This is a genomic window from Rhizobium sp. NLR8a, assembly GCF_019685235.1.
GTDB lineage: Bacteria > Pseudomonadota > Alphaproteobacteria > Rhizobiales > Rhizobiaceae > Rhizobium.
This window is the reverse complement of record NZ_JABDWI010000002.1, coordinates 28101-50797: the sequence shown is the minus strand read 5'-3', so window position 1 is coordinate 50797 and position 22697 is coordinate 28101. Positions and strand designations below refer to the sequence as shown.

At 62.8% G+C, this 22697-nt stretch carries 23 protein-coding genes; 15 read left to right on the top strand and 8 right to left on the bottom strand.

Annotated elements, in window-relative coordinates; all coding sequences use genetic code 11:
• The first annotated feature begins 129 nt into the window (after positions 1–129).
• Complete coding sequence (locus HJC04_RS03540; protein WP_221144795.1) at positions 130–2658, top strand: heavy metal translocating P-type ATPase; 2529 nt, start codon at positions 130–132, stop codon at positions 2656–2658.
• A 9-nt stretch (positions 2659–2667) separates the two neighbouring features.
• A complete protein-coding gene (cueR, locus tag HJC04_RS03535) occupies positions 2668–3057 on the top strand; it encodes a Cu(I)-responsive transcriptional regulator (RefSeq protein ID WP_221144792.1) in 390 nt (129 codons plus the stop codon).
• Positions 3058–3081: 24 nt separating this feature from the next.
• On the opposite strand, the gene HJC04_RS03530 is transcribed toward cueR, so the two are convergent.
• The gene (locus HJC04_RS03530) at positions 3082–3366 is read right to left on the bottom strand and encodes a hypothetical protein (RefSeq protein WP_210632470.1); all 285 of its coding nucleotides are present in this window, start codon (positions 3364–3366) and stop codon (positions 3082–3084) included.
• 183 nt (positions 3367–3549) lie between these two features.
• On the opposite strand from HJC04_RS03530, the gene HJC04_RS03525 reads away from it, so the two are divergent.
• From HJC04_RS03525 to HJC04_RS03515, 3 genes are read left to right on the top strand one after another with little or no spacing between them, the layout of a single operon-like run.
• On the top strand, positions 3550–4089 hold the full coding sequence (locus HJC04_RS03525; protein WP_221144791.1) for a sigma-70 family RNA polymerase sigma factor: 540 nt from the start codon (positions 3550–3552) through the stop codon (positions 4087–4089).
• The gene (locus tag HJC04_RS03520) at positions 4076–4843 is read left to right on the top strand and encodes an anti-sigma factor (RefSeq protein ID WP_221144789.1); all 768 of its coding nucleotides are present in this window, start codon (positions 4076–4078) and stop codon (positions 4841–4843) included. Before HJC04_RS03525 ends, HJC04_RS03520 begins: the two co-directional genes overlap by 14 nt.
• A 20-nt stretch (positions 4844–4863) precedes the next feature.
• The gene (locus tag HJC04_RS03515) at positions 4864–5574 is read left to right on the top strand and encodes a Bax inhibitor-1/YccA family protein (protein ID WP_184473408.1); all 711 of its coding nucleotides are present in this window, start codon (positions 4864–4866) and stop codon (positions 5572–5574) included.
• Positions 5575–5698: 124 nt separating this feature from the next.
• Here HJC04_RS03515 and HJC04_RS03510 read toward each other — a convergent pair whose 3' ends face one another.
• The 4 genes from HJC04_RS03510 to repA all read right to left on the bottom strand — a co-directional run bounded on the left by HJC04_RS03510 (position 5699) and on the right by repA (position 10566).
• A complete protein-coding gene (locus HJC04_RS03510; protein WP_221123084.1) occupies positions 5699–6832 on the bottom strand; it encodes an RHE_PE00001 family protein in 1134 nt (377 codons plus the stop codon).
• Positions 6833–7008: 176 nt separating this feature from the next.
• Positions 7009–8223, bottom strand: a complete 1215-nt coding sequence (repC, locus tag HJC04_RS03505; RefSeq protein WP_221144786.1) for a plasmid replication protein RepC — start codon at positions 8221–8223, stop codon at positions 7009–7011.
• 154 nt (positions 8224–8377) lie between these two features.
• Positions 8378–9373, bottom strand: coding sequence for a plasmid partitioning protein RepB (gene repB / locus HJC04_RS03500; RefSeq protein ID WP_221144784.1), 996 nt, complete (start codon positions 9371–9373; stop codon positions 8378–8380).
• The gene (gene repA / locus HJC04_RS03495; protein WP_210632464.1) at positions 9370–10566 is read right to left on the bottom strand and encodes a plasmid partitioning protein RepA; all 1197 of its coding nucleotides are present in this window, start codon (positions 10564–10566) and stop codon (positions 9370–9372) included. The genes repB and repA overlap by 4 nt, the downstream gene beginning before the upstream one ends.
• A gap of 202 nt (positions 10567–10768) precedes the next feature.
• Between repA and cobF the strand changes: the two genes are divergently transcribed.
• The 5 genes from cobF to HJC04_RS03470 all read left to right on the top strand — a co-directional run bounded on the left by cobF (position 10769) and on the right by HJC04_RS03470 (position 15097).
• Positions 10769–11533: a precorrin-6A synthase (deacetylating) gene (gene cobF, locus HJC04_RS03490; protein WP_221144782.1), complete on the top strand. Its 765-nt coding sequence runs from the start codon at positions 10769–10771 to the stop codon at positions 11531–11533.
• Positions 11534–11596: 63 nt separating this feature from the next.
• Complete coding sequence (gene cobG, locus HJC04_RS03485) at positions 11597–12976, top strand: precorrin-3B synthase (protein ID WP_221144781.1); 1380 nt, start codon at positions 11597–11599, stop codon at positions 12974–12976.
• Positions 12977–12978: 2 nt separating this feature from the next.
• Positions 12979–13611: a precorrin-8X methylmutase gene (locus tag HJC04_RS03480; RefSeq protein WP_210632461.1), complete on the top strand. Its 633-nt coding sequence runs from the start codon at positions 12979–12981 to the stop codon at positions 13609–13611.
• The gene (locus HJC04_RS03475; RefSeq protein WP_221144779.1) at positions 13608–14336 is read left to right on the top strand and encodes a precorrin-2 C(20)-methyltransferase; all 729 of its coding nucleotides are present in this window, start codon (positions 13608–13610) and stop codon (positions 14334–14336) included. Before HJC04_RS03480 ends, HJC04_RS03475 begins: the two co-directional genes overlap by 4 nt.
• On the top strand, positions 14333–15097 hold the full coding sequence (locus HJC04_RS03470; protein ID WP_210632459.1) for a precorrin-3B C(17)-methyltransferase: 765 nt from the start codon (positions 14333–14335) through the stop codon (positions 15095–15097). Before HJC04_RS03475 ends, HJC04_RS03470 begins: the two co-directional genes overlap by 4 nt.
• Here the strand turns inward: HJC04_RS03470 and HJC04_RS03465 are convergent.
• A complete protein-coding gene (locus HJC04_RS03465; protein ID WP_221144776.1) occupies positions 15061–15828 on the bottom strand; it encodes a cobalt-precorrin-6A reductase in 768 nt (255 codons plus the stop codon). The two genes, HJC04_RS03470 and HJC04_RS03465, sit on opposite strands and share 37 nt — an antisense overlap.
• On the opposite strand from HJC04_RS03465, the gene cbiE reads away from it, so the two are divergent.
• Both cbiE and cobM read left to right on the top strand, forming a co-directional pair.
• A complete protein-coding gene (gene cbiE / locus HJC04_RS03460) occupies positions 15827–17059 on the top strand; it encodes a precorrin-6y C5,15-methyltransferase (decarboxylating) subunit CbiE (RefSeq protein ID WP_210632457.1) in 1233 nt (410 codons plus the stop codon). The two genes, HJC04_RS03465 and cbiE, sit on opposite strands and share 2 nt — an antisense overlap.
• A gap of 4 nt (positions 17060–17063) precedes the next feature.
• Positions 17064–17822: a precorrin-4 C(11)-methyltransferase gene (cobM, locus tag HJC04_RS03455; protein WP_210632456.1), complete on the top strand. Its 759-nt coding sequence runs from the start codon at positions 17064–17066 to the stop codon at positions 17820–17822.
• 58 nt (positions 17823–17880) lie between these two features.
• Here cobM and HJC04_RS03450 read toward each other — a convergent pair whose 3' ends face one another.
• Both HJC04_RS03450 and HJC04_RS03445 read right to left on the bottom strand, forming a co-directional pair.
• Positions 17881–18693: a TIM barrel protein gene (locus tag HJC04_RS03450; RefSeq protein WP_221144775.1), complete on the bottom strand. Its 813-nt coding sequence runs from the start codon at positions 18691–18693 to the stop codon at positions 17881–17883.
• 162 nt (positions 18694–18855) lie between these two features.
• Positions 18856–19884 (bottom strand): LacI family DNA-binding transcriptional regulator, encoded by a 1029-nt coding sequence (locus HJC04_RS03445; protein ID WP_210632642.1) that lies wholly within the window; start codon positions 19882–19884, stop codon positions 18856–18858.
• Positions 19885–20007: 123 nt separating this feature from the next.
• Here HJC04_RS03445 and HJC04_RS03440 point away from each other — a divergent pair, with 123 nt between their 5' ends.
• The 3 genes from HJC04_RS03440 to HJC04_RS03430 are packed head-to-tail and all read left to right on the top strand — an operon-like array spanning position 20008 to position 22671.
• Positions 20008–21096, top strand: coding sequence for a fatty acid desaturase family protein (locus HJC04_RS03440; protein ID WP_221144773.1), 1089 nt, complete (start codon positions 20008–20010; stop codon positions 21094–21096).
• Between the two features lie 22 nt (positions 21097–21118).
• Complete coding sequence (locus HJC04_RS03435) at positions 21119–21433, top strand: MocE family 2Fe-2S type ferredoxin (protein WP_210632453.1); 315 nt, start codon at positions 21119–21121, stop codon at positions 21431–21433.
• Positions 21434–21444: 11 nt separating this feature from the next.
• Positions 21445–22671 carry an NAD(P)/FAD-dependent oxidoreductase gene (locus HJC04_RS03430; RefSeq protein WP_210632452.1) on the top strand — a complete coding sequence of 409 codons (1227 nt, stop codon included), beginning with the start codon at positions 21445–21447 and terminating at the stop codon, positions 22669–22671.
• The last annotated feature ends 26 nt before the right edge of the window (positions 22672–22697 follow it).

Genomic DNA, 22697 nt, shown 5'->3' with positions numbered 1-22697 from the left:
GATCGCCGTCGCGCTGCGCAACGCGGCGGTTTCGAAAAAATCGATGTCGTCAAGATTAGCACTTGACCTTCCAGTTGCTGGAAGGTGGATAAGCCTCTCCAACTGCCCTTTGGGGCACAGGAGATAGCCATGGATACCAAGCACGAACACGACGACCATCATCATCACAGCCACGGCGACGGTCACTGCCATTGCGGCCATGATCATCAGGAGAAGGCTGCCGAAGCGGTGATCCGTGATCCTGTCTGCGGCATGACGGTCGATCCGCGAGCCGGCAAACCCTCGTTCGACCACATGGGCCGCCTCTATCATTTCTGCTCCGAGAGCTGCCGCACGAAGTTTGCGGCGCAGCCGCAGGATTATCTGACGGCGAAGGATCCGGTCTGCGGCATGGCCGTTGATCGTTCGACGGCAAAATACTTCGCCAAATTCGAAGGCGAGAAATTCTACTTCTGCTCGGCCGCCTGCCAAACCAAATTCGAGGTTGACCCCTCGGCCTATCGCAACGGCGCCCGTCCGGCGGCAAAACCGGCGGCGAAGGGTACGCTCTATACCTGCCCAATGCATCCGGAAGTCGTCAGCGACCGGCCCGGCGACTGCCCGAAATGCGGCATGGCGCTGGAGCCGATGGGCATTCCTCCGGCCGACGAAGGACCGAATCCGGAACTTGTCGATTTCGTCAGGCGGCTTTGGGTCAGCGCCATCCTTGCCCTGCCGCTGCTGGCGCTCGGGATGGGACCGATGCTCGGCCTGCCGCTCCGGGAAGCGATCGGCGAACCGCTGGCGACCTATATTGAGCTAGCGCTGGCAACACCGGTCGTGCTGTGGGCCGCCCTGCCGTTCTTCCGCCGCGCCTGGGCCTCTCTCGTCAACCGCAGCCCGAACATGTGGACGCTGATCGGCATCGGTGTCGGCACCGCTTATGTCTACAGCGTCGTCGCCACGCTTGCGCCCGGTCTTTTCCCGATGAGCTTTCGCGGCCATGGCGCCTCGGTGCCTGTTTATTTCGAGGCGGCCGCCGTCATCGTCGCCCTGGTCTTCGTCGGCCAGGTGCTGGAATTGAAGGCACGCGAGCGGACCGGCTCGGCAATCCGCGCTCTGCTCGACCTCGCGCCGAAGATGGCGCGGCGTATCGATGCCGATGGCAACGAGAGGGACGTGCCGGTGGAGGAGATCCAGACCGGCGACCGGCTGCGCGTGCGCCCGGGCGAGCGCGTACCGGTGGATGGCTCCGTGCTGGAGGGCCAGTCGACCGTTGACGAATCGATGATATCGGGCGAGCCCCTGCCCGTCGAGAAGACGACGGGCGACGGGCTGACCGGCGGCACGATCAACAAGAACGGCTCCCTCGTCATGTCGGCCGAGAAGGTCGGCGCAGACACGGTGCTGTCGCGCATCGTCGACATGGTCGCCAAGGCGCAGCGTTCGCGGGCGCCTATTCAGGGCGCCGTCGATCGGGTGTCGGCCTTCTTCGTGCCCGCCGTCGTCGCCGTCGCCATCCTTGCCTTCGTCATCTGGGCGGCCATCGGACCGGAGCCGAGCCTGGCAAACGCGCTGCTTGCCGCGGTCGCCGTTCTGATCATCGCCTGCCCCTGTGCGCTCGGTCTTGCAACGCCGATGTCGATCATGATCGCGACCGGGCGCGGCGCTGGCGAAGGTGTGCTGATCAAGGACGCCGAAGCGCTGGAGCGCTTTTCCAAGGTCGACACGCTGATCGTCGACAAAACCGGCACGCTGACCGAAGGCAAGCCTGTGCTCACCGACATCGTCGCCGTCGGCGGCGTCGAGGAGAACGGGCTGCTGTCGCTGGCCGCGAGCCTCGAGCGCGGCTCCGAGCATCCGCTGGCCGAAGCGATCGTTGCCGGCGCCGAAGAGCGCGGTGCCGCCTTCGTGGAGGTGACCGGTTTCGAGGCGAAAACCGGCAAGGGGGTCCAGGGCATAGCCGACGGTGCAAAGGTGGCGCTCGGCAATGCGGCGCTGCTCGCCGATCTCGGCGTCGATCCGTCGGCGCTGTCGGAGAAGACCGAAGTCCTGCGTGGCGATGGCAAGACGGTGATGTTCGTGACGCTCGACGGCAAGCTTGCCGGTCTCGTCGCCGTCGCCGACCGGGTCAAGCCGACGACATCAGCCGCCATCAAGGCGCTGCACGACAGCGGGCTGAAGATCATCATGGCGACCGGCGACAACGAGCGCACGGCGCGGGCGGTGGCGAAAAGCCTCGGCATCGACGAGGTCCGTGCCGACGTGCTGCCGGAAGGCAAGAAGGCGCTGATTGAGGAACTGCGCGCCAAAGGTGCGGTGATCGCCATGGCCGGCGACGGGGTCAACGACGCCCCGGCTCTTGCGACCGCCGATGTCGGCATCGCCATGGGCACCGGCGCCGATGTTGCGATGGAAAGCGCCGGCATTACATTGGTTAAAGGCGATCTCAACGGGATCGTCAGGGCGCGGCGGCTGGCGGAGGCGACGATGCACAATATTCGCCAGAATCTCGGCTTCGCCTTCGGCTACAACGCGCTCGGCGTGCCGGTCGCCGCCGGCATCCTCTATCCGGTTTTCGGCTTGCTGCTCTCGCCGATGATCGCGGCGGCGGCGATGAGCCTCTCGTCCGTATCGGTGATATCAAATGCGCTGAGACTGCGCTTTGCAAAATTATAGGAGACGGCCATGAATATCGGCGAAGCATCCGAGCGGTCCGGCCTGCCTTCGAAGACCATCCGCTACTACGAGGATATCGGCCTGATCCGCCCCGAAAGGGGCGGAAACGGCTATCGCGACTATGCTGCGGCCGATGTTCACAAGCTGCGCTTCCTGCAGCGTTCACGCGGCCTCGGCTTTTCCGTCGAGGAATGCCGGCAATTGCTGGCGCTTTATGAGGACAAAGCCCGGGCGAGTGCCGATGTCAGGGACATTGCCGAGATGAAACTCGGGGAGATCGACCGCAAGATCCGCGAACTGACGGAACTTCGCCACACTCTCGAGCATCTCGTGCATGCCTGCCATGGCAACGACCGGCCGGACTGTCCAATCCTCGAGGAGCTCTCGGACGGTCCCTGACCATTCTGGGAAAGCCGGGAGGGTCTAGCTGACCGTCTGGAACGGCGCTGGCTCGGCGGGCTCGTCCTCGTCTCCGTCCTCAAACACGCCCTCATCGAGGCGATGCTTGATCGCAAGCGCGTAAATCACGTCGAGAATATTGCGGTCCTTGAGATGAGGATCGGTCAGAGCGAGAAGCGAAGCCCTGACGATCTTCTTGCTGGTGGCCTTCGGGCATCGCGCCTTGACGAATTCATAGAGTGCCTCACCCGTCAGCCCTTCCATGGCGCCGTCCACGAGAGCTTCGTAGACCCGCTTCTTTTCCTTCATCCTTTACCTTCCCCTCCAAATCAGCGGCGTGATGATCCGTCATGTAATTGTCATAAACAATCGCCGATTTAAGGCACATATGCGTTTGCGGTATTTCCCCGGTTCGGCGGCGGCGATTTCCGGCTGGCATGATTTTTTTATGCCGCCGGGAATAAAATCAGCCGCGCTTACGTATACTCAAGCATGGAACGCAAAGACCGCCCCTTCGATGTCATCGGACAGCTTGCAGCGCTAAGGCGCTATGCTCGCGCGCTGGTGCGCAACTCGGATGAGGCGGAGGATCTGGTGCACGATGCTCTGGTGCGCGCCTTCGAGAAGCGAAAGAGCTTCCGAAGCGGTGGCAACCTGCGTACCTGGCTGCTTTCCATCCTGCACAATGCCCACATCGATCGTCTTCGCCAGAACCGGTCGCTGGCGCGTCGCCATGACGAAGCGGCTGTCGACGCCGAGCAGTCGCTGCCGGCCGGCCAGGAACATGCGGTGCGCCTGCAGCAGGTGCGCGACGCCTTCTTCGACCTGCCGGAGGAGCAGCGCGAAGCGCTGCATCTCGTTGCCATCGAAGACATTTCCTATCAGGAAGCCGCCAATGCGCTCGGTATTCCGATCGGCACGCTGATGTCGCGCATTTCCCGCGCCCGGGCGCAGCTGCGCGAATTCGAGGAGAGGTCGCCGCGCGTTTCGCATCTCAAATTAATCGGAGGGAGCGGCAATGAAAGCAGTTGATCCGATCATCGATGCCGATCTCGACGCCTACGTGGATGGCGAGCTCGATGTCGCCCGCCGCATTCAGGTCGAGTCCTATCTCTCGGAGAATCCGGCGATTGCCGCCAAAGTCATGGCCGATCTGAGCATGAAGGGTGAGCTGCGCCTGGCGCTTGCCGGCGAAAATGCCTTCGGCCGTCCCGAGACCCGCGATGCCGCCCGCCGGCTGGAACGTGGCCTTTCCTATGGCCGCATCTTCCATTCCATGCAGCGCATCGCCGCCGTCGGCATTCTGGTCACCGCCGGCTGGGTGGCGCATAATTCGTTCGGCGCCTTTTCGGCGACCGAGGTATCGGCGTCGGTGCCCGCACCCGCCTATGTCGAGGATGCCGTCCGCGCCTATCAGACCGCGGCACTGCGCCAATCAATGCCGCCGCAGACGCCGGCCACCTACAGCGCGGACGATATTCGCTCCGCCACCGCCATCGTCATGCCCGAACTGCCTGGGGATTGGAAAGTCGCCGACGTGCAGATCTTCCCGTCCGAATTCGGCCCCAGCGTCGAAATGGCGATCGAGCAGTCGGATGGAAAGCGGCTGTCGCTTTTCGCGGTCCGTCCCGGGGCCTTCGAGGTCAAGCCGGTCAGTCATCTCACGCTGGAAAAAGCAGAAGCCGCCTATTGGCAGATCGGCGAGGTCGCCTATGCGCTGATCGCCGACGACAGCGGTCTCAATCTCGACCAGGCGGCCGAACGGCTCGCCCGCTCGCTCTATTAATTCAAACCGAGGAGATCAGCATGAACCCGATCAATTCCCGCTACGGTGCCGCGGCCGGCACCCAGGCCCTGTTCGACGAGGGCCTGCGCCAGCATATGCTGCGCGTCTACAATTATATGGCTCTCGGCCTCGTCATCACAGGCATCGTCGCCTTCGTCGTCGGCTCGACGCCGGCCCTCTACGTCCCGATCTTCGGCTCGCCGCTGAAGTGGGTCGTGATGCTGGCGCCGCTCGCCTTCGTCTTCTTCTTCTCGTTCAAAATCCAGACGATGTCGGCCAGCACCGCCCAGGTCACCTTCTGGGCCTTCTGCGCCGTGATGGGCCTGTCGCTCGCCTCCGTCTTCCTGGTCTTCACCAAGACGAGCATCGCACAGACCTTCTTCATCACTGCCGCGATGTTCGGTTCCATCAGCCTCTACGGCTACACGACGAAGCGTGACCTGTCGAAGATGGGCTCGTTCCTGATGATGGGTCTGTTCGGCATCATCATCGCCGGCATCGTCAACATCTTCCTGGGTTCGAGCGCGCTGCAGTTCGCGATCTCGGTGATCGGCATCGTCGTCTTCGTCGGCCTCACCGCCTACGACACGCAGAACATCAAGGAACAGTATTCGGAAAACTACGATCAGGAATCGAACCAGAAGCTCGCCGTCTTCGGTGCGCTCTCGCTCTACCTGAACTTCGTCAACATCTTCCAGCTTCTGCTCAACTTCACGGGCGAGCGGGAATAGAACTGCGCTTCTGGGGGCAATGGAAGCGCAAGAGCGTCCGGTCTGCAATCTGTGACAGGATGGCAGACCGGGCACTCACTCGCAAAGACCCGGCCGGACGTCGACCCGGCCGGTTTTTTCTGTTTCAGATGATGCCCCAGGCGCGGTAGCGGCCGCGGCCGGTGATTTCACGAATGCCGATCTCGTTGACGAGGTTCAGCGCGCCACGCGGCGTGATGCGCAGCTGACGGGCGATCATCGCTGCCGACACCATCGGCCGCGACAGGATGAAGTCGGCAAGTTCCGGCAGGCTGCTGTTCGAGCGGCGGCCGCGAAAGCGCAACTCCATTTGCGTGCGAGCCAGCGACAACCGGTCGATTTCCTTGAGGCCGGCCGCCGCAGCCAACTGCATCGCCTCAAGAAAGGCTTGCAGCCGCGTCGCCCGGTCACGGGCCCGACGCCGCTCGTGGCGCACCAATTTCAGCCCGCCGTAAAAGGAAAAGAGATGGGAAGCGACCTTGCCGCGGGCGCGCAGGTAGCTTTCGACGAGAAGTCCGCCGAGCCAATGCTGACGCCGCAACGGCTCGATCCTGTCCCAGGTTTCGAACAGGATGACGGCGCCGAGAACCGGCGGCAGGCTGTCGGCCAGGGGCAGCACGCCTCGCCACTCCGCAAGCCGCTGCTCCTCATCCCATTCCTCGTCGCCCAGCAGGCCGAGGGGGTCATCGTTGCGCTTGGCCGGAGATATTGCCGCCGCCTCGCCGGACGGCGCTTTGCCCGTATGGATGTCGATGAGCTTCTGCGAGCGGGCAAGAATGGCATCGATCTCGGCCATCTCGGCGGCGAGCGGCGCGTCTCCATCCTCGCCCTCATCGTCGGCCTCGACCGCAGCGGCCGGGCTCTTGGCCTCCTGAGTGAGGCCCTCCCCTTCCCCCGTGGTCGCCGTCAGCGTCGCCAGCCCCGAGGCGCCGAGCGCCCAGGACGGCTCGCCGGTCCAGATGCGCCGACGCGTCCGCAGCACCGAATGGGCGATCGTCAATTCATGACTCGGAGCGCGGCTATCCATATGCGCGTCGTGCAGAACGAGATCCTCGACATGAACGAGTTCGCCGGCAACCCATAATGCGCCGGCGGCATCGAAGAAATGGCTGCGTTCAGCAAACCCCTCACCCACCGGCGAGCGCAACACCCGCTCGTCCAGTCGCGCCAACGCATCCTCCGCCGCAGCGAGCAATGGAAGTAGGGTCTGAAGCATCGTACCGTCGATATCATAGCGCATTGTTAAGCTTTGCGGTTTTTCACAAATGGAAGCAAAACAGCTATTTTCTTCCGCCATCTATGACATGGTTAACGGTTTGTTTCAACAAAAGCGCGGAGAAGCAAGCAAAGAAGATGGCGATTGCCGATCCACAATCCCTTTAAACCGCTGCGACTGGCGCGAAGCTTTTGAGCCCTTCATCCCGTTTTTCTCGCCATCGGACCATTGGCCCGCATCAATGCCATTAGCATCGGACCGAGCGAGAACTCGCCGCGCTCCGCCCGCCGCGTCAGATCACGCAAATAGCCGCCGGCCGAATTGATATGGCCGCCGCGTTCCAGAATGCAGGCGATCACGGTGGCAGCATTTTCCGGCCCCATGACGTCGCAGGCTTGCTGATAGGCACTGGGGCTGACGCCGAGGGTGGAACGAACGACGACCGCGGCGGCCATCAAATCCCGCCAGCTGCCGATCCCGCCGCCCGGCCCATAGGCAACAATCTCGGGGCAGGCCTGCAGCACCATGGCAAGGGGAAAGGATTTCGGCGGCTCCCGCCACGGCCGCGGCTCTTCCTCCGACTTTGCGCCCTGCTTCGTTTCGAAGCTTGGTTCAAGTTCAGATGTGGGGTGTGGGTTTGAATTATGTATGTGCCAACCGTTTCGGCTGTCATTGGCGTCCGTTTTTTCTGTTTTCGTCTTCGATTCCAGCGTCTTGACGATCAATTGGCGGAAAGCTTCGAGATCGGTCAGCAGGCTTTGAATCTCCGCTGCCGACGGACGGCGCGGCAGGCTTGCCGACAGGCGATTGAAATGCTGCTGCATCTCGATCCATTCGCCGGCGATTTCCTCTTCCAACGCGATCTCGATGAGCTTGGCGATGTCACGCCGGCAAAGGCTCAGCCGCTCTCTCAGGCGCTTCCATTCGAGCTTGTCGGCCTGCACCTGGGCGGCCTGTGCCTCGATCTCGCGAGCGCGCACGAGGAGTGGCGCCAGGCTGAAGCCGAAGGCCTCCCCAAGCCCGCCCTCGCCGTTACGGCGGGCGAAACGTTTCCCGTTCGGACTGTCGCGCCGGATGATCAGGCCAGACTCCACCAGCATCGCCAGGTTTCGCCGCAGCGTGGTGCCGGCCATGCCATGCGTGCGCAGCGACAGCTGTTCGTTCGAAGGAAAGACGACGAAACCGTTGGCCTCGGCAATCTCGTTCTTCGGATAGAAGGTCAACAGCGCGTTGAGAACGGCAAGCGCACGATCGGATACGCCGACCATCTCCTTTGCTTCGCAGAGCGCGCGAAAGATCTTCCATTTGTCGACCGATGCATCCGGATCGACCTTGCTGGCATTTTCCTGATTTGCCAGCATGCCAAGCGTCATCGATCGCCGCCCAAAAGGCGTCGATACATATTGAGGCTCCATGTCCCTCACCTTTTTTCAAGGCAAAAGAAATCTACCACCCAAAAGGATGCCGAAGATGCTTGACACTGATTCGAGGAAGTGCGATTCTCAGATTGTCCAGATATGAGAAAGGCTTCCGCGGCGGCAACGTTCGGAGGCTTTTTTCTTTTGCGGTCTACTCTCCTGCTTGCAACTTGCCGGCCTGATAGGCTTCGTAAAGCTCATCGAGACGGCGTGAAATGTAAGCGCCGAAATCCGGCGCATCGCCTGTTTTCAACGCGATCGTGAAGGAATTGCCGGCGCTCCTGATTCGGCCGGCAATCTTGCCGCCGCTCTTCGGCATCCAGTCATATTCGGTTGGCACGGGCTTGGCCTCTTTCCTGGCAAGCTCGGCGACCAGAAGCTCGAATCGGCGGTCGCTCTCCTGCGCCCTGAACCCTTCCGAGTCGACTAGCTTTGCAAGCCGCGCCGCCGTCGTCCCATTCCAGTCCTGGGCAAGCGCCATCCACTTGCGCCGTCCGATACCAGGCGCGTCCCCCACCAACCTGATGATTTCGGCCGGAATGGCCTTGGCGACCGACAACAGCTTCGATAGCTCCGTCTTGTCAGTGGACAGCGCCTTCATGATGACGGGACGCTCAAAGCCCTTGAGCTCGAGATTGAGAGCGAAGACGGCGCGTTCGATATAGGAAAGGTTCCGGCGCGCCGAATTCTCAATGCCCTGTGCAATGACGACATCGGTATCGTCGAGCTGACGGACGATCGCCTGCACTTTGCGGCCGAGCAGTTTGACGGCCTGCAGGCGGCGATGGCCGTAGGCAATTTGGTAACGCTCGCCGTCTTCAGGATGGCGCCGAACAAGGATCGGCACTTCCTGGCCATTATCGGCAATCGACTGCACCAGCTCGTCCTCGAAATCGAGCGGCTGGTCGGCAAGGCGGTCGCGGACGAAGGAAGAATCGATCAGATCGGGATCGAGTTCGACGATGCGCTCGCCGGAGAGCAAAGCCTCCTGCATCGCCCTGCTCTCTTCCTCCATGCGGCCAAGGGTCAACGCCATTGTCCGAACCGGACCGGCCGATCCGCGCGAAGAAGGCTCCTCGTAGTTGGCCGCGGCCAACTCCTGCGCCGTATCGTCGAAAAGACCTTTCAGGCGGTCGCGTCTGCTCATGTGCGGCCCCAGGCTTTGTGAATGCCGGCAAGAACCTCGCCATTGGCAGCATTGACCGATTCCAGCGCCCGGTCATACGTTGAGCGGCGCACCTGCCCCTTCTCGATTTCGTAAAGCGTCTGCTTTGTCAGCCCGGCATCGGCGATTGCCGTCGATTTGAGGATGGTTGCCGTCAGCACGTCGTCGCCGAACAGGCTGCGCAGCAGCGCAACGATCTGCGACTGCGGCGCATCGAAGGGTTCGTGGCGGGTGACGACATATTTGATGAAGTCGTGCTGCAGGTCGCCGCCAGCCCTGCGAACCACAGAGAGAAGATCCGAGGTCATCAACAGGAACTGCGACATGGAGGCGACATCGACCATCTGCGGGTGGATGGTGATGAGCAGCGACGTGGCGGCGCAAACGGCGCCGAGGGTGAGGTAGCCGAGCTGCGGCGGGCAGTCGATCACCACCACGTCATAATCGGCCTCGACCTCGGCAATAGCGACGCCAACGCGACGGAAAAACAGCTCGGCCGGCTTCTGGCGATCATTGAGCGCCCGCGGCGTCTCATGCTCGAACTCCATCAGCTCGAGATTGCCGGGCACCAGATCGAGGCCGTCGAAATAGGTCTTGCGGACGATCTCCTTCAGCGGCTTGCGAGCCGCATCGTAGCGGATGGCGCCGTAAAGCGTATCGCCGTCGGAAAGATCGAATTCCGGCTGAACGCCCAGCATGGAGGAGAGCGAGGCTTGCGGGTCGAGATCGATTGCCAGCACCCGGTAACCCTCCAGCGCCAGATATTGCGCCAGATAAAGCGTCGTCGTCGTCTTGGCCGAACCGCCCTTGAAATTGGTGACTGCGACCGTCTGCAACTTTTCGCCGGGGCGACGCCACGGGAGGTAGCTCAGCGCGTCCTTCGGCTTGAGGTTCGCCATATAATGGCGCAATTCATTGATCTGACCGAGCGTATAGGAGCGTCGACCATTCGAGGAAAGTTCCGGCTGCGGCCCCTTGCCGTCCAGCGAAAGCTGACGAAGATAACCGTCGGAAACACCGATCATCTGCGCGGCTTCGCCGGAAGAGAACGTGCGCAGCGTCTTCTGCGCAAGCGGCGGAAACAGCTTGTCGCGGAGGAGCTTCAGTTGTCGCGAAAGCTGGCTCGCATGCCGCTCGATCCGCACGTCTGTCGTCGATACGCTAATGTTGTCCAAAACACCCAATCCTTTTCGATGCGCTTTTCTGTCAACATAGCGTCAAAAAGCGTATCGAAAGTGACACGATTCGGGATTTACGGCAACAATAGGGGTCTAGCCGTCGTGGCGGGCCGAGTTGGCCGCGGCCAACTCCCTGCCCTGCCCTTGCGACCGGCCCAGTTTTTCGGCAAGACCGCCTGGACTCACGGGGAACATCCGCTTGAAACATATCACTATCATCGGAATCGGCACGGGCAATCCGGAGCACGTCACCATACAGGCGGTCAAGGCGATGAACGCCGCCGAGGTGATCTTCCTGCCGCTCAAGGGCACCGGCAAGGAAGAGCTCGCCGAGATCCGGCGGGAGATCTGCGAGCGCTATGTCACCCGGCCGGATATCCGGATCGCGGAATTCGAGGTGCCGCAAAGGCAGACCGCAGACAGGACCTACAAACAAAGTGTCGATGCCTGGCACGGCGAGATCGCCAATATCTATGGAGAGTTGATCTCTGGCCTGCCGGACAGCGCCACCGGCGCCTTTCTCGTCTGGGGTGATCCCAGCCTTTACGACAGCACCATCCGCATCATTGAACGCGTGCACCAAGCAAACAGCATTGATTTCGACTTCAGCGTCGTTCCCGGCATCACCAGCATCCAGGCCTTAGCGGCCAGCCACAAAATTCCGCTCAACCTCATCGGCCAGCCGGTCGAGATTACCACCGGGCGGCGGCTGGCGCGGGATGGACTTCGGGGCGGCAGCACGGTCGTCATGCTCGATGGCGAACAGACTTTCGCGAAGATCGACGATGCCGACGCCGAGATCTTCTGGGGCGCCTATCTCGGGACAGGGGACGAGATTATCCGATCGGGACGGCTCGCAGACATCGCGGCCGATATTCAGGCGCTGCGGACCGAGGCAAGACAGCGGCACGGCTGGATCATGGACATATATCTGCTGCGCAAGGGACGCGAGTTCGAGGAATAGCCGTCACCGTCAGGTTTTGCCGCACCGGCCGCGATCATGTAAGAGAGGATCAGAGGATTGAGAATGGGCACGAAGGCCGCCAAGGCAATCGACAGGACAGGCGAGGCGGATCTCGATGATCGACCGCCGGCGAAGCCACGCCCACGCGGCGCCTGCCCGGCCCTTGCCGCACCCATGCCGACCGGCGATGGTTTGCTCGTACGGCTGCGTCCTGCCGGCGGCGCCTTGACGCTATCGCAATTCTCAGCCCTTGCCCGCTCGGCCGCGGAGCATGGAAACGGCATCGTGGAAATCACCGCGCGCGGCAACCTGCAGATCCGCGGATTGCGGGCTGAGACCGTGAAGCGTCTCGCCGCCGATATCGATGCCGCCGGGATCGCCGTGCCGGACGGTCCGGCAATCGAAGTATCGCCGCTGCACGGCATCGATCCCGAGGAAACGGGCGATCCGGCAGCGCTGGAAAGGACATTGCGCAGCAAGCTCGTAGGACTACTCGCCTCGCCGCGGCTCGCGCCGAAACTCTCGCTCATCATCGACGGCGGCGGAGCGTTCGGTTTATCGGCGCTCTCGGCCGATATCCGTATCGTCGCACAGCCCGCCGCACAATGGCTCGTGGCGATCAACGGCGACGGCGAGACGGCAACACCCGTCGCAATGGGGCCCGCGGAGGCGGCGATATCAGCCGTTGGCGACATCCTCGATCTTCTGGCGGTCGGGCAGAGCAAGCGGGCAAGGGATATCGATCCGGCCCTTCTGCGGGCGCGCTTTCCCGCTATGGACGCCATCCGATTTCATCCGTCCCACCAAGAACAGACGCCGCTTTCCGGCTTGCACCGGCTGAAGAACGGAAAACACGTGCTTGGCGTGCGGCCGGAATTCGGCCAGATGAGCGCGTCCGATCTGACCGCCCTGCTCGACGTCGCCAAAGCTGACGGCGCAACAGCCATCAGACTTGCGCCCGGCCGCGGCTTCTTTTTCACCGGCTTTCCGGCAGATGCGGCGCCGGCTCTGCTGATCACCGCGAGCAACCATGGCTTTACCGTGCAACCCGGCGAGAAAAGCGAATATGTCGCTGCCTGCGCCGGCGCCGGCGCCTGCGGCTCCGCTTTCTACGAGACGAGAGCCCTGGCGCGCTGCCTTATGGCCGCAGCACCCGTTCTCTTCGACGGATCTCTGACGATCCATCTCTCCGGCTGTTCGAAAGGCTGCGCCCGCGCCGGGCCGGCGCTGACACTGACCGGATCGGCGGATGGTTTCGGTCTCATCCTCAACGGCCTTGCTTCAGATCTGCCGGATGAACGGATCGCTGGCGGTCGGATCGATTTCGCTATAGAGAGGCTCGCCCGGTCCATCGAAGACAACAGGGGCGCTGGCGAATCGGCCGCCGCCTGCCTTAGACGGCTTGGCGCAACCAGCGTTTCGAAGGCGCCGCGACAGGAATAGGAATGCCAGACTACGATTATATCCGCAGTGGCGACGCGATCTACGAGCGTTCGTTTGCGATCATCCGCGCCGAGGCCGATCTTTCGCGTTTCACCGAAGACGAGGCTGAAATCGCCGTTCGCATGATCCATGCCTGCGGGCTCGTGGAAGCGGCGAAGCATTTCGTCTTTTCCACAGATTTCGTCAGCACCGCGCGCGACGCACTCAGGACCGGCGCACCGATCTTCTGCGATGCGGAAATGGTATCGCACGGCGTCACGCGAGCACGGCTGCCGGCGCTGAACGAGGTGGTCTGCACACTGCGCGATCCCGCAACGCCGGAGCTCGCACGCGAGATCGGCAATACACGCTCGGCCGCCGCCATGCATCTCTGGCTCGAAAGGCTCGGCGGGAGCATTGTCGCCATTGGCAATGCCCCGACGGCGCTTTTCCATCTTCTCGAACTCCTACGCGACGGCGCGCCGAAACCGGCTGCGATCCTCGGCATGCCGGTCGGCTTTGTCGGCGCGGCGGAATCGAAGGATGCGCTGGCGGAAAATTCCTATGGCGTCCCCTTCGCCATCGTGCGCGGCCGGCTCGGCGGCAGCGCCATGACGGCTGCCGCCATTAATGCGCTGGCGAGGCCGGGCCTATGACGACACCCCGTCTCTTCGGCGTCGGCACGGGTCCCGGCGACCCGGAGCTTCTGACCCTCAAGGCCGTGCGCGCCATCGAACGCGCTGATGTCATCGCTTACTTTGCCAAGCAGGGCAGGGGCGGTAACGGCAAGGCGATCGTCGAGCCGCTGCTGAAACCTTGGGTCACTCTGCTGCCACTCTACTATCCCGTCACCACTGAGATCGACAAAGGTGACGAACGCTACCAAAGCCTGATCACCGAGTTTTACGACCGGTCTGCAAGAGACATCGCCGGGCACCTCGAGGCCGGGCGGACCGTCGCTGTTCTCAGCGAAGGCGACCCGCTCTTCTACGGCTCCTACATGCACTTGCATGTCCGGCTCTCCAAGCACTACCCCACCGAAGTGATCCCCGGCATCAGCGCCATGTCGGGCTGCTGGTCGCTGGCCGGCATGGCGATCGTCCAGGGGGACGACGTGCTGTCCGTACTGCCCGGTACAATGGCCGAGGCAGAGCTGACGCGCCGGCTCGCCGATACGCAAGCCGCCGTCATCATGAAGGTCGGTCGCAATCTGCCTAAAATACGCCGGGCGCTTTCGGCAGCCGGCCGGCTTGCGGACGCCCTCTATGTCGAGCGCGGCACCATGTCGAATGCGGCGATGGAAAAGCTTGCCGACAGGAACGACGGCGATGCGCCCTACTTCTCGCTCGTGCTGGTGCCGGGCTGGGAGGGCAGCCGATGAGTGGCAGGCTTTTCGTCATCGGCACCGGTCCCGGCAATCCCGAGCAGATGACGCCGGAAGCGCTGGCGGTCGTCGAGGCGGCGACGGATTTCTTCGGCTACGGACCTTATCTCGACCGGCTGCAGCTCCGCTCCGATCAGCTGCGGCATGCGTCGGACAATCGCGAGGAGCTCGACAGGGCAGGGGCGGCGCTTTCCATGGCAGCGGATGGCGCCAACGTCTGCATTGTCTCCGGCGGCGATCCCGGTGTCTTCGCCATGGCCGCTGCCGTCTGCGAGGCGATCGAGAATGGGCCGGCGGCGTGGCGCGCCGTCGATCTCACCGTTCTGCCCGGTGTCACGGCGATGCTGGCGGTGGCCGCAAGAGCCGGGGCGCCGCTGGGTCACGACTTCTGCGCAATATCGTTATCAGATAACCTAAAGCCTTGGAATGTCATAGAAAACAGGCTTGCATTGGCGGCAAAGGCAGGCTTCGTCATCGCGCTCTATAATCCGATCAGCCGGTCGCGGCCGTGGCAACTCGGTGAGGCTTTCAAGCTGCTGCGCCACCATCTGCCGGCAACAACCCCCGTGATTTTCGGGCGCGCGGCCGGGCGGGCAAACGAGCGCATTGCGGTGCAGCCGCTATCGCAAGCGGATGCATTGATCGCCGATATGGCGACCTGCATCATCATCGGCTCCGCCGAAACGCGGATCGTCACGCGCCCCGGCAAGCCGGACCTGATCTACACGCCACGTTTCATGGCGGGGGGGAAGAGGTGATCGATCGCCGCAAGCGCCGCCTCGACGGTTTCGACCGATGCGACCATCGTCGGCGCGCGCGCCACCATCATCACTTCGATGCCGAGCAGCCGCGCCGACTCGATCTTTGCATAGGTGGCCGTGCCGCCGCTGTTCTTGGCAATGATGACATCGATATGATGCTGCCTCAGCAAAGTGCATTCGCTTTCCAGCGTGAACGGGCCGCGATCGAGGATATATTCGGCATTCGCAAGCCTAAGCGGCCGTTCGACGGGGTCGACGCTGCGGATGAGATAGTGATGTTGCGGCGCCGCTTCTGCGTGGTGAGCACCCTGCCGGCCCGTCGCCAGGAAGACATGGCGGGGGGATTGGCCGAGCGCCTCGATGGCCGCCGGGATGCTCTGTATTTCCCGCCAGCGATCGCCCGGCAAGCGCTGCCATTCGGGGCGGCGCAGAGCGATTGCAGCGACAGCGGCGGTCTCGGCCGCGACCGCGGCATTTTTGGAAATTCGCTCGGCGAAAGGGTGCGTGGCGTCGATCAGCAGCCCGTAGCTGCCGGCTTTCAGAAAATCAGCCAGTGCCATGGCGCCGCCGAAACCACCGATACGGACCTGAACAGGCTGAACGGCCGGTTTCTCGGTACGTCCGGCGAGCGACAGCAGAACATCGCAATCATCACGCGCCGCGAGCGCTTCGGCGAGCAGGCGCGCCTCGCCGGTGCCACCGAGGATCAGGATGCGAAGTCTTCCCATGTCTGATGTCTTTTCCACTTGCAACAAGCGCTGGCTGACTATTATCGGCATCGGCGAAGATGGTCCAGCCGCCCTGGGCGAGGAGGCCAAGAGGCTGATCGCCACTGCACCCGCCGTGTTTGGCGGAACGCGGCACCATGCGCTTGCCGCATCCCTGATATCCGGCGAAATGCTTGCCTGGCAGAGCCCCTTCGAGCGCTCGGTCGACGCCGTCCTTGAAAGGCGCGGCACGCCTGTCGTCGTGCTCGCCTCCGGCGATCCGTTTCTCTATGGCGTCGGCGCAACCCTCTGCCGCCGTGTCGCGGCCGAAGAGATGCGTGTCATTCCCGCGCCTTCGGCCTTCAGCCTTGCCGCCTCCCGGCTCGGCTGGCCGCAGCAGGACGTGACGACAATCTCGTTGCACGGACGGCCGCTCGACCTGGTCCGACCGCATCTGCACCCCGGGCGGCGCATCATTGCTCTGACCTCTGATGAGAAAGGACCCCGCGAGCTCGCTGCCCTGCTTGTCACCATCGGCTTCGGGCAGTCGAGACTTACCGTGCTCGAAGCCTTGGGCGGTGCGCGGGAACGACAGAGATGCGTCGTGGCGGCGGATTTCGATCTCGCTGACATCGATCCCCTGAACGTCTGCGCGCTCGAGATTGCGGCAGGGGAGCGGGCTCGCATCCTGCCTTTTGCCGCAGGTCTCGAGGATGATCTGTTCGAGCACGACGGCCAGATCACCAAACGGGAGATCCGGGCGATGACGCTTTCGGCGCTTGCGCCACGTCATGGCGAACTGCTCTGGGATGTCGGCGCCGGCTCGGGATCGATCGGCATCGAATGGATGCTGGCCGATCCCAGCCTGAAGACGATCGCCGTCGAGCAATCGCCGGAGCGGGCGGCGCGGATTGCCCGCAACGCATCCGCCTTCGGCGTGCCGCATCTCGCCGTCGTCGAGGGTTCAGCGCCCGATGCGCTGCGAGGCCTGCCAGAACCGGATGCGATCTTCCTCGGCGGCGGCGGCAGCGAAGCCGATGTCATCGACATTGCCGCCGCCGCGCTGAAGCGGGGAGGGCGGCTTGTCGCCAATGCCGTGACGCTTGACATGGAAGCGTTATTGATCTCCCAACATGGCAAACGCGGCGGCTCCCTCACGCGGATCGAAATATCGCGCGCTGCGCCGCTCGGCAGCATGAGCGGCTGGCGGCCGGCGATGCCGGTAACGCAATGGCGCTGGACGAAAGGATAACGGGATGACGGTGCATTTCATTGGCGCGGGGCCGGGCGCTGCGGATCTGATCACGGTGCGTGGCCGCGATCTCATCGCCCGCTGCCCGGTCTGCCTCTATGCCGGCTCCATCGTCTCGCCGGAACTGCTGCAATATTGCCCGCCTGGCGCGCGCATCGTCGATACTGCCCCGATGTCGCTCGATGAGATCGAGGCGGAATATCTCCGTGCCGCTGCCGCCAGCCAGGACGTCGCCCGGCTGCACTCCGGCGACCTCTCCGTCTGGAGTGCCGTGGCCGAGCAGGCGCGCCGGCTGCAGAAGCACGGCATCGCCTATACGATGACCCCCGGCATTCCGGCCTTTGCGGCCGCGGCCGCAGCACTGGGGCGCGAACTAACGATCCCTGGCGTCGCCCAAAGCCTGGTGCTGACCCGCGTTTCCGGTCGCGCTTCACCGATGCCGAACGAAGAGAGGCTCGCAAAATTCGGCGCGACGGGTGCTACGCTGGCGATCCATCTGGCGATCCATGCTCTGAAGCAGGTGGTCGACGAGTTGACGCCACTTTACGGCGCAGACTGCCCGATCGTCATCGTCGTCAAAGCCTCCTGGGCGGACGAGCGCATCCTCTCCGGCACTCTCGCTGATATCGAGGCAAGAGTTGCGGCCGAACCGATCGAACGCACCGCGATCATCTTCGTCGGACCGTCGCTCGCGGCGGAGGATTTTCGCGAGAGCTCGCTCTATGATCCGGCCTATCAGCGCCGGTTCAGGGGGCGGGAATAGTGTCTCACGATCGGCCGCTCGCCGGCGGCCGATCGTGAAGAGAAGCGTGCATCGGGTCTCAGACCCGCGCCGTCAGGTAATCCATGCTGGCGCGCAGCGCAGCGGCCGGATCCTTGACCGCATGAACTTCCGCAGCAAAAGGTTCGAAGGAGAACGGGCCCCTATAGCCCGCCTGCAGCAGCGCCTTGATCTGCCCGGCATTGTCGAGCCGGTCGTCGCCGTCCACGAGCACGCGATGGGAGTCACGCATATCGGCAACGGACACGGAGGGATCGCTCACGCCGGAAATATGCACGAGGCCGGCCAATTCCGGGAAGGTCGCTGCTTCGCCGGCAAGGTGATGGTGGAAGGTGTCGTGAACGAGCTTGAAGGTCGATTGCGCGCCGAGCTCCTTGATCGCCTCGGCCGCCTCGGTCTTCGAACGCAGCGAGCAGATCTCGAAGCCGAGCGGCTCGACGAGGCCGATGATGCCGGCCTTATCGAGCATCGGCTTCAGCGCGGACAGAGCCTCGCGCAGATTGGCCTGGCGTTCGCCGTCGGCGCAGCCGGTGCCGTCATTCTTCGGAACGAGGACAAGCGCCTTGGCGCCCGATGCGCTGGCATAATCGATCAATTCCCTAGCTTCCCGGGCGCGTGCTTCATTCCATTCGTTGAAGCGCTGCAGCGCGTTGATCGAAATGATCGTCAGCCCGTGGCGGGCGGCTGCTTCTCTGATCGCTTCGGGCTTGGTGCCGTCGAGAATGGCATTGCCGGAAAGGTCGTTGCGGATCTCAACGGAATCAATGCCGAGCGACTTTGCCAGCGCGAAGAAATCGTCGACGGCAAGCGATGGCGCGGCCATATGGTTGAGGGCAAAGCGGATCGAAGTCATGACGGTTATATCCTCCTCGTCTCCGCGACATGAGCGGAGCGGTACTCGTGAATGGGCGAGCGAATCTCTATCCGAATTTACGGGGCAATCCATCCGTCATTGCCGGCGCCAGCCTTCATTGCTGAAAGAATTTCAGGCGCGATGATAGAACTCCATCATTGCTCAGATATTCTCGGAAATATAGATATCGAAAGGCAGGAAGGATTGGCCGGGAACGGTGGCCTCACCGTGCTCTATCGCGCCGAGCATCAGCGATAAAAGCTCCTTGCAGAGAGCGGGCAGGGGAGTGGCGACCACCATGGTGACGATATCGTCGGCGAGACCCGCCTTGCTCTCTGGCGTCAACTCGTTGACGACAAGCACGATCCGGCCGCCGACATCCTCTTCACGGAACGCCGAAATCGCCCCCTCCATGCCGCCGCCGCAGACATAAAGCCCAACGAGGTCGGGATGTTTCTGCAGCAGCGTCAGCGTTGCCTCATGGGTGATTTCGGCGGTCTCCAGGTTGATCAATGTTTCGACGACATCGAATTCAGGCGCATTCTCGCGAAAATAGGAGCGGAAACCGATCTCCCGCAGTTCATGGCCGTGGAAGCGGTGGCTGCCGACGAAACAGGCGACCTTGCCGGCCCTGTGCGCCGTACGCGCAATCATCCACGCGGCAGTGCGTCCCACCTTGCGGTTGTTGACGCCGACATAGGCGTCACGCACGCCGGTGGCGAGGTCCGAGAGCAGCGAGAAGACGGGGATGCCGCGCTCCTTCAATTCCTCGACCGCCGTTGTAACCGCGGGGTAGTCGGGGCCGACAACGGCAACGGCCTGGTTGCGGGCGCCGAGCGACTTGATCTTCTCATTGATGGCGGCAGGAGTCGTCGCAGACGGGTATTCGATCTGGATCTGGAGACGGGCGGTGGTGACGGCGCGTGCCGCTGCTTCGATTTCCCGGGCGAAGCTCTGATAGAAGGCCTGCGTCGGCTTCTGCAGCAGGAAGGCGAGCTTGTATTGCGGCAAATCTTCGAAGACGCGCTGCCGGATGAGGCCGACGGCATGATAGCCGATCTCCTGCGCTGCATCATAGACCCGCCGCGCCGTTTCCTCCCGCACACGATGACGAGCGTTGAGAACGCGGTCGACGGTGGCGACACTGACGCCGGAGGCGCGGGCGAGATCGGAAATGGTGGGGCGGCGCATGGTGATGTATTCGCTCATGGATGCGAGCCATTCATGATGGCTTTTGATAGATTACATCAAGCCTGCATTGAGCGTCGCCCAAAGTCAACCTATTCTTCCGACAACGGCATAGGGAGGCGGATAATGGCGACCCAGACAAAGAAACGTGACTACGACCTGCTCGGGGAAAGCGGCCGCATCGCGGTGGAGACGGGACTGGCGGCTGCCGAATGGTATCACACCGAGATTTCGCGCAAGGAGATGAAGGCGCTGATGCAGCGCTCCGATGCGCCAGCGATCCGTGACACGGTCATCTGGCTCGGCAGCATGATGGTCTTTGCCGGTCTCGGCATCTATTTCTGGGGCTCCTGGATCGCGCTGCCCTTCTTTCTCGCCTATGGCGTGCTCTACGGCTCGGCCTCCGACAGCCGCTGGCACGAATGCGGCCATGGCACCGCCTTCAAGACGCGCTGGATGAACGATGTCGTCTACCAGATCGCCTGCTTCATGATCATGCGCAATCCGGTCACCTGGCGCTGGAGCCATACGCGCCACCACACCGATACGGTCATCGTCGGCCGCGATCCGGAGATCGCCGTCATGCGGCCGCCGGACCTCTTCCGGCTGGTCCTCAATTTCTTCGGCATCCTCGACGTCTGGCATGCCGTCGTCGACATGCTGCGCAACGCCTTCGGCGTCATCAGCGCGACGGAAAAAACCTTTATTCCGGAGATGGAGCAGCCGAAGGCGATCCGCTTCGCCCGTATCTGGCTGGCGATCTATCTCGCGACAATCGCCGTCGCGGTCGCCACCGGCTCGATCCTGCCGCTGATGCTGATCGGCCTGCCTCGCCTCTACGGCGCCTGGCACCACGTGCTGACGGGGCTTTTGCAACATGGCGGCCTTGCCGATAACGTCATCGATCATCGGCTGAACAGCCGTACGGTCTATATGAACCCGATCAGCCGTTTCATTTATTGGAACATGAATTACCACGTCGAACATCACATGTTCCCGATGGTGCCCTATCACGCGCTGCCCCGGCTGCACGCAATGATCAAGCATGATCTGCCGGCACCGAACCCGTCGATCTGGTCGGGCTACCGCGAGATGATCCCGGCTTTCCTGCGCCAGCTGCGCAACGAGGATTATTTCCTGAAGCGGGAACTGCCGGACACCGCGCGGCCCTATCGCCAAGAATTCCACAAAGAACTCGCCCCGGCGGCGCAATAATCACAATCGAGGGAGGTTAGAGATGAGCGGAAACTGGATCGAAGTCTGCGGCAAGGACGAGATCGATGAAGAGGATGTCATCCGCTTCGATCATGGCGGGCGCACCTTCGCGGTCTACCGCAGTCCCGACGACGAATTCTTCGCCACCGACGGGCTCTGCACGCATGAACAGATCCATCTCGCCGACGGGCTTGTCATGGATGAAATCATCGAATGCCCGAAACATAACGGCCGCTTCAACTACAAGACAGGCGAAGCCAAGGGTGCGCCGGTCTGCGTCAATCTCAAGACCTATCCGGTCAAGGTCGAAGGCGGCTCCGTCTTCATCTCGGTCTGACGGAGGTCGATGTGGCACATTTCGTTATTCTCGGTGCGGGCGAATGTGGTGCCCGCGCCGCTTTCGCTCTGCGGGAAAAAGGTTTTGCCGGCGAGATAACGCTTGTCGGCGCCGAACCCCTTCACCCTTATGAACGGCCGCCGCTTTCCAAGGCTGCCTCCGCCGATGCCGGCGATCCGAAATTCATCGCCGCTGCGGAAAAATACGCCGAAAGCGACATCCGGCTGCTGACCGGTCTTGAAGCCAGGGATTTCGATCCTGCCTCGCGGAGGGTCATGCTTTCGGATGGCACCGCGCTTTCCTACGACAAGCTTCTGCTGGCGACGGGCGCGGCCGCGCGATCATTCCCCGGCGCTCCGGAAGGCAATCCGCATATCCGTTCGCTTCGGACCCATCACGATGCGGCCGCTCTGCGCAAGGCGATGAAGCCGGGACGCCATATCGCCATTATCGGCGGCGGCTTCATCGGGCTGGAACTTGCCGCGACGGCGCGCCTGCTTGGCGCCGACGTCACCGTTATCGAGGGGCTGGAGCGGGTGCTGAAACGCGGCGTGCCGGAGGAGATCGCCCATCTGCTCACCGAACGCCACCGCGCCGAAGGTGTCGATATCCGCTGCGGCGTCTCGATCGAGACATTGACCGAGGAAGGCGGGAAGGCCGTGATCAAACTGTCGACGGGCGAGATGGTAGAGGCCGACCTCGCCCTCGTCGGCATCGGCGCGCGGCCGAATGTCGACATCGCCGAAAGGGCGGGGCTTACAATCGAAAACGGTATTGCCGTCGACACCTATCTCCGGACCTCGGCGCCGGATGTCTTTGCCGCCGGCGACTGCTGCTCCTTTCCGCTGCCGATCTACGGCGGCCGGCGTATCAGGCTTGAATCCTGGCGCAATGCCCAGGAGCAGGGCACATTGGCCGCAGCCAACATGCTCGGCCGCGACCAAGCCATCTCATCCGTGCCGTGGTTCTGGTCGGATCAATACGACCTGACGCTGCAGATATCAGGCCTCGCCGAAGGGGCGATCCTGCATATGCGCCGCGACCTCGGTCCGGGCGCCTTCATTCTCTTCCACCTCGACGCCGATGGCCGGTTGATCGCCGCAAGCGGCATCGGACCGGGCAACGCCGTGGCGCGCGACATCAGGCTTGCTGAAATGTTGATCGCGGCTGGCGCCCATCCGGACCCTGCGGCGCTGACATCAAGCAACGTCAAGCTGAAATCCCTTCTGGCCGCTTGAGCCTCCCGATATTTTCAAAGGAATTG

Bases quoted from the DNA above. Each gene is read 5' to 3' on its own strand.
- HJC04_RS03475 (WP_221144779.1), top strand. From the start codon at position 13,608: ATGACGACACCCCGTCTCTTCGGCGTCGGCACGGGTCCCGGCGACCCG.
- cbiE (WP_210632457.1), top strand. From the start codon at position 15,827: ATGTCTGATGTCTTTTCCACTTGCAACAAGCGCTGGCTGACTATTATC.
- HJC04_RS03435 (WP_210632453.1), top strand. From the start codon at position 21,119: ATGAGCGGAAACTGGATCGAAGTCTGCGGCAAGGACGAGATCGATGAA.
- cueR (WP_221144792.1), top strand. From the start codon at position 2,668: ATGAATATCGGCGAAGCATCCGAGCGGTCCGGCCTGCCTTCGAAGACC.
- HJC04_RS03510 (WP_221123084.1), bottom strand. From the start codon at position 6,832: ATGCGCTATGATATCGACGGTACGATGCTTCAGACCCTACTTCCATTG.
- HJC04_RS03445 (WP_210632642.1), bottom strand. From the start codon at position 19,884: ATGCGCCGCCCCACCATTTCCGATCTCGCCCGCGCCTCCGGCGTCAGT.
- HJC04_RS03530 (WP_210632470.1), bottom strand. From the start codon at position 3,366: ATGAAGGAAAAGAAGCGGGTCTACGAAGCTCTCGTGGACGGCGCCATG.
- HJC04_RS03470 (WP_210632459.1), top strand. From the start codon at position 14,333: ATGAGTGGCAGGCTTTTCGTCATCGGCACCGGTCCCGGCAATCCCGAG.
- HJC04_RS03525 (WP_221144791.1), top strand. From the start codon at position 3,550: ATGGAACGCAAAGACCGCCCCTTCGATGTCATCGGACAGCTTGCAGCG.
- HJC04_RS03515 (WP_184473408.1), top strand. From the start codon at position 4,864: ATGAACCCGATCAATTCCCGCTACGGTGCCGCGGCCGGCACCCAGGCC.
- repC (WP_221144786.1), bottom strand. From the start codon at position 8,223: ATGGAGCCTCAATATGTATCGACGCCTTTTGGGCGGCGATCGATGACG.
- HJC04_RS03520 (WP_221144789.1), top strand. From the start codon at position 4,076: ATGAAAGCAGTTGATCCGATCATCGATGCCGATCTCGACGCCTACGTG.
- cobM (WP_210632456.1), top strand. From the start codon at position 17,064: ATGACGGTGCATTTCATTGGCGCGGGGCCGGGCGCTGCGGATCTGATC.
- HJC04_RS03450 (WP_221144775.1), bottom strand. From the start codon at position 18,693: ATGACTTCGATCCGCTTTGCCCTCAACCATATGGCCGCGCCATCGCTT.
- HJC04_RS03440 (WP_221144773.1), top strand. From the start codon at position 20,008: ATGGCGACCCAGACAAAGAAACGTGACTACGACCTGCTCGGGGAAAGC.
- repB (WP_221144784.1), bottom strand. From the start codon at position 9,373: ATGAGCAGACGCGACCGCCTGAAAGGTCTTTTCGACGATACGGCGCAG.
- cobG (WP_221144781.1), top strand. From the start codon at position 11,597: ATGGGCACGAAGGCCGCCAAGGCAATCGACAGGACAGGCGAGGCGGAT.
- HJC04_RS03480 (WP_210632461.1), top strand. From the start codon at position 12,979: ATGCCAGACTACGATTATATCCGCAGTGGCGACGCGATCTACGAGCGT.
- HJC04_RS03465 (WP_221144776.1), bottom strand. From the start codon at position 15,828: ATGGGAAGACTTCGCATCCTGATCCTCGGTGGCACCGGCGAGGCGCGC.
- HJC04_RS03540 (WP_221144795.1), top strand. From the start codon at position 130: ATGGATACCAAGCACGAACACGACGACCATCATCATCACAGCCACGGC.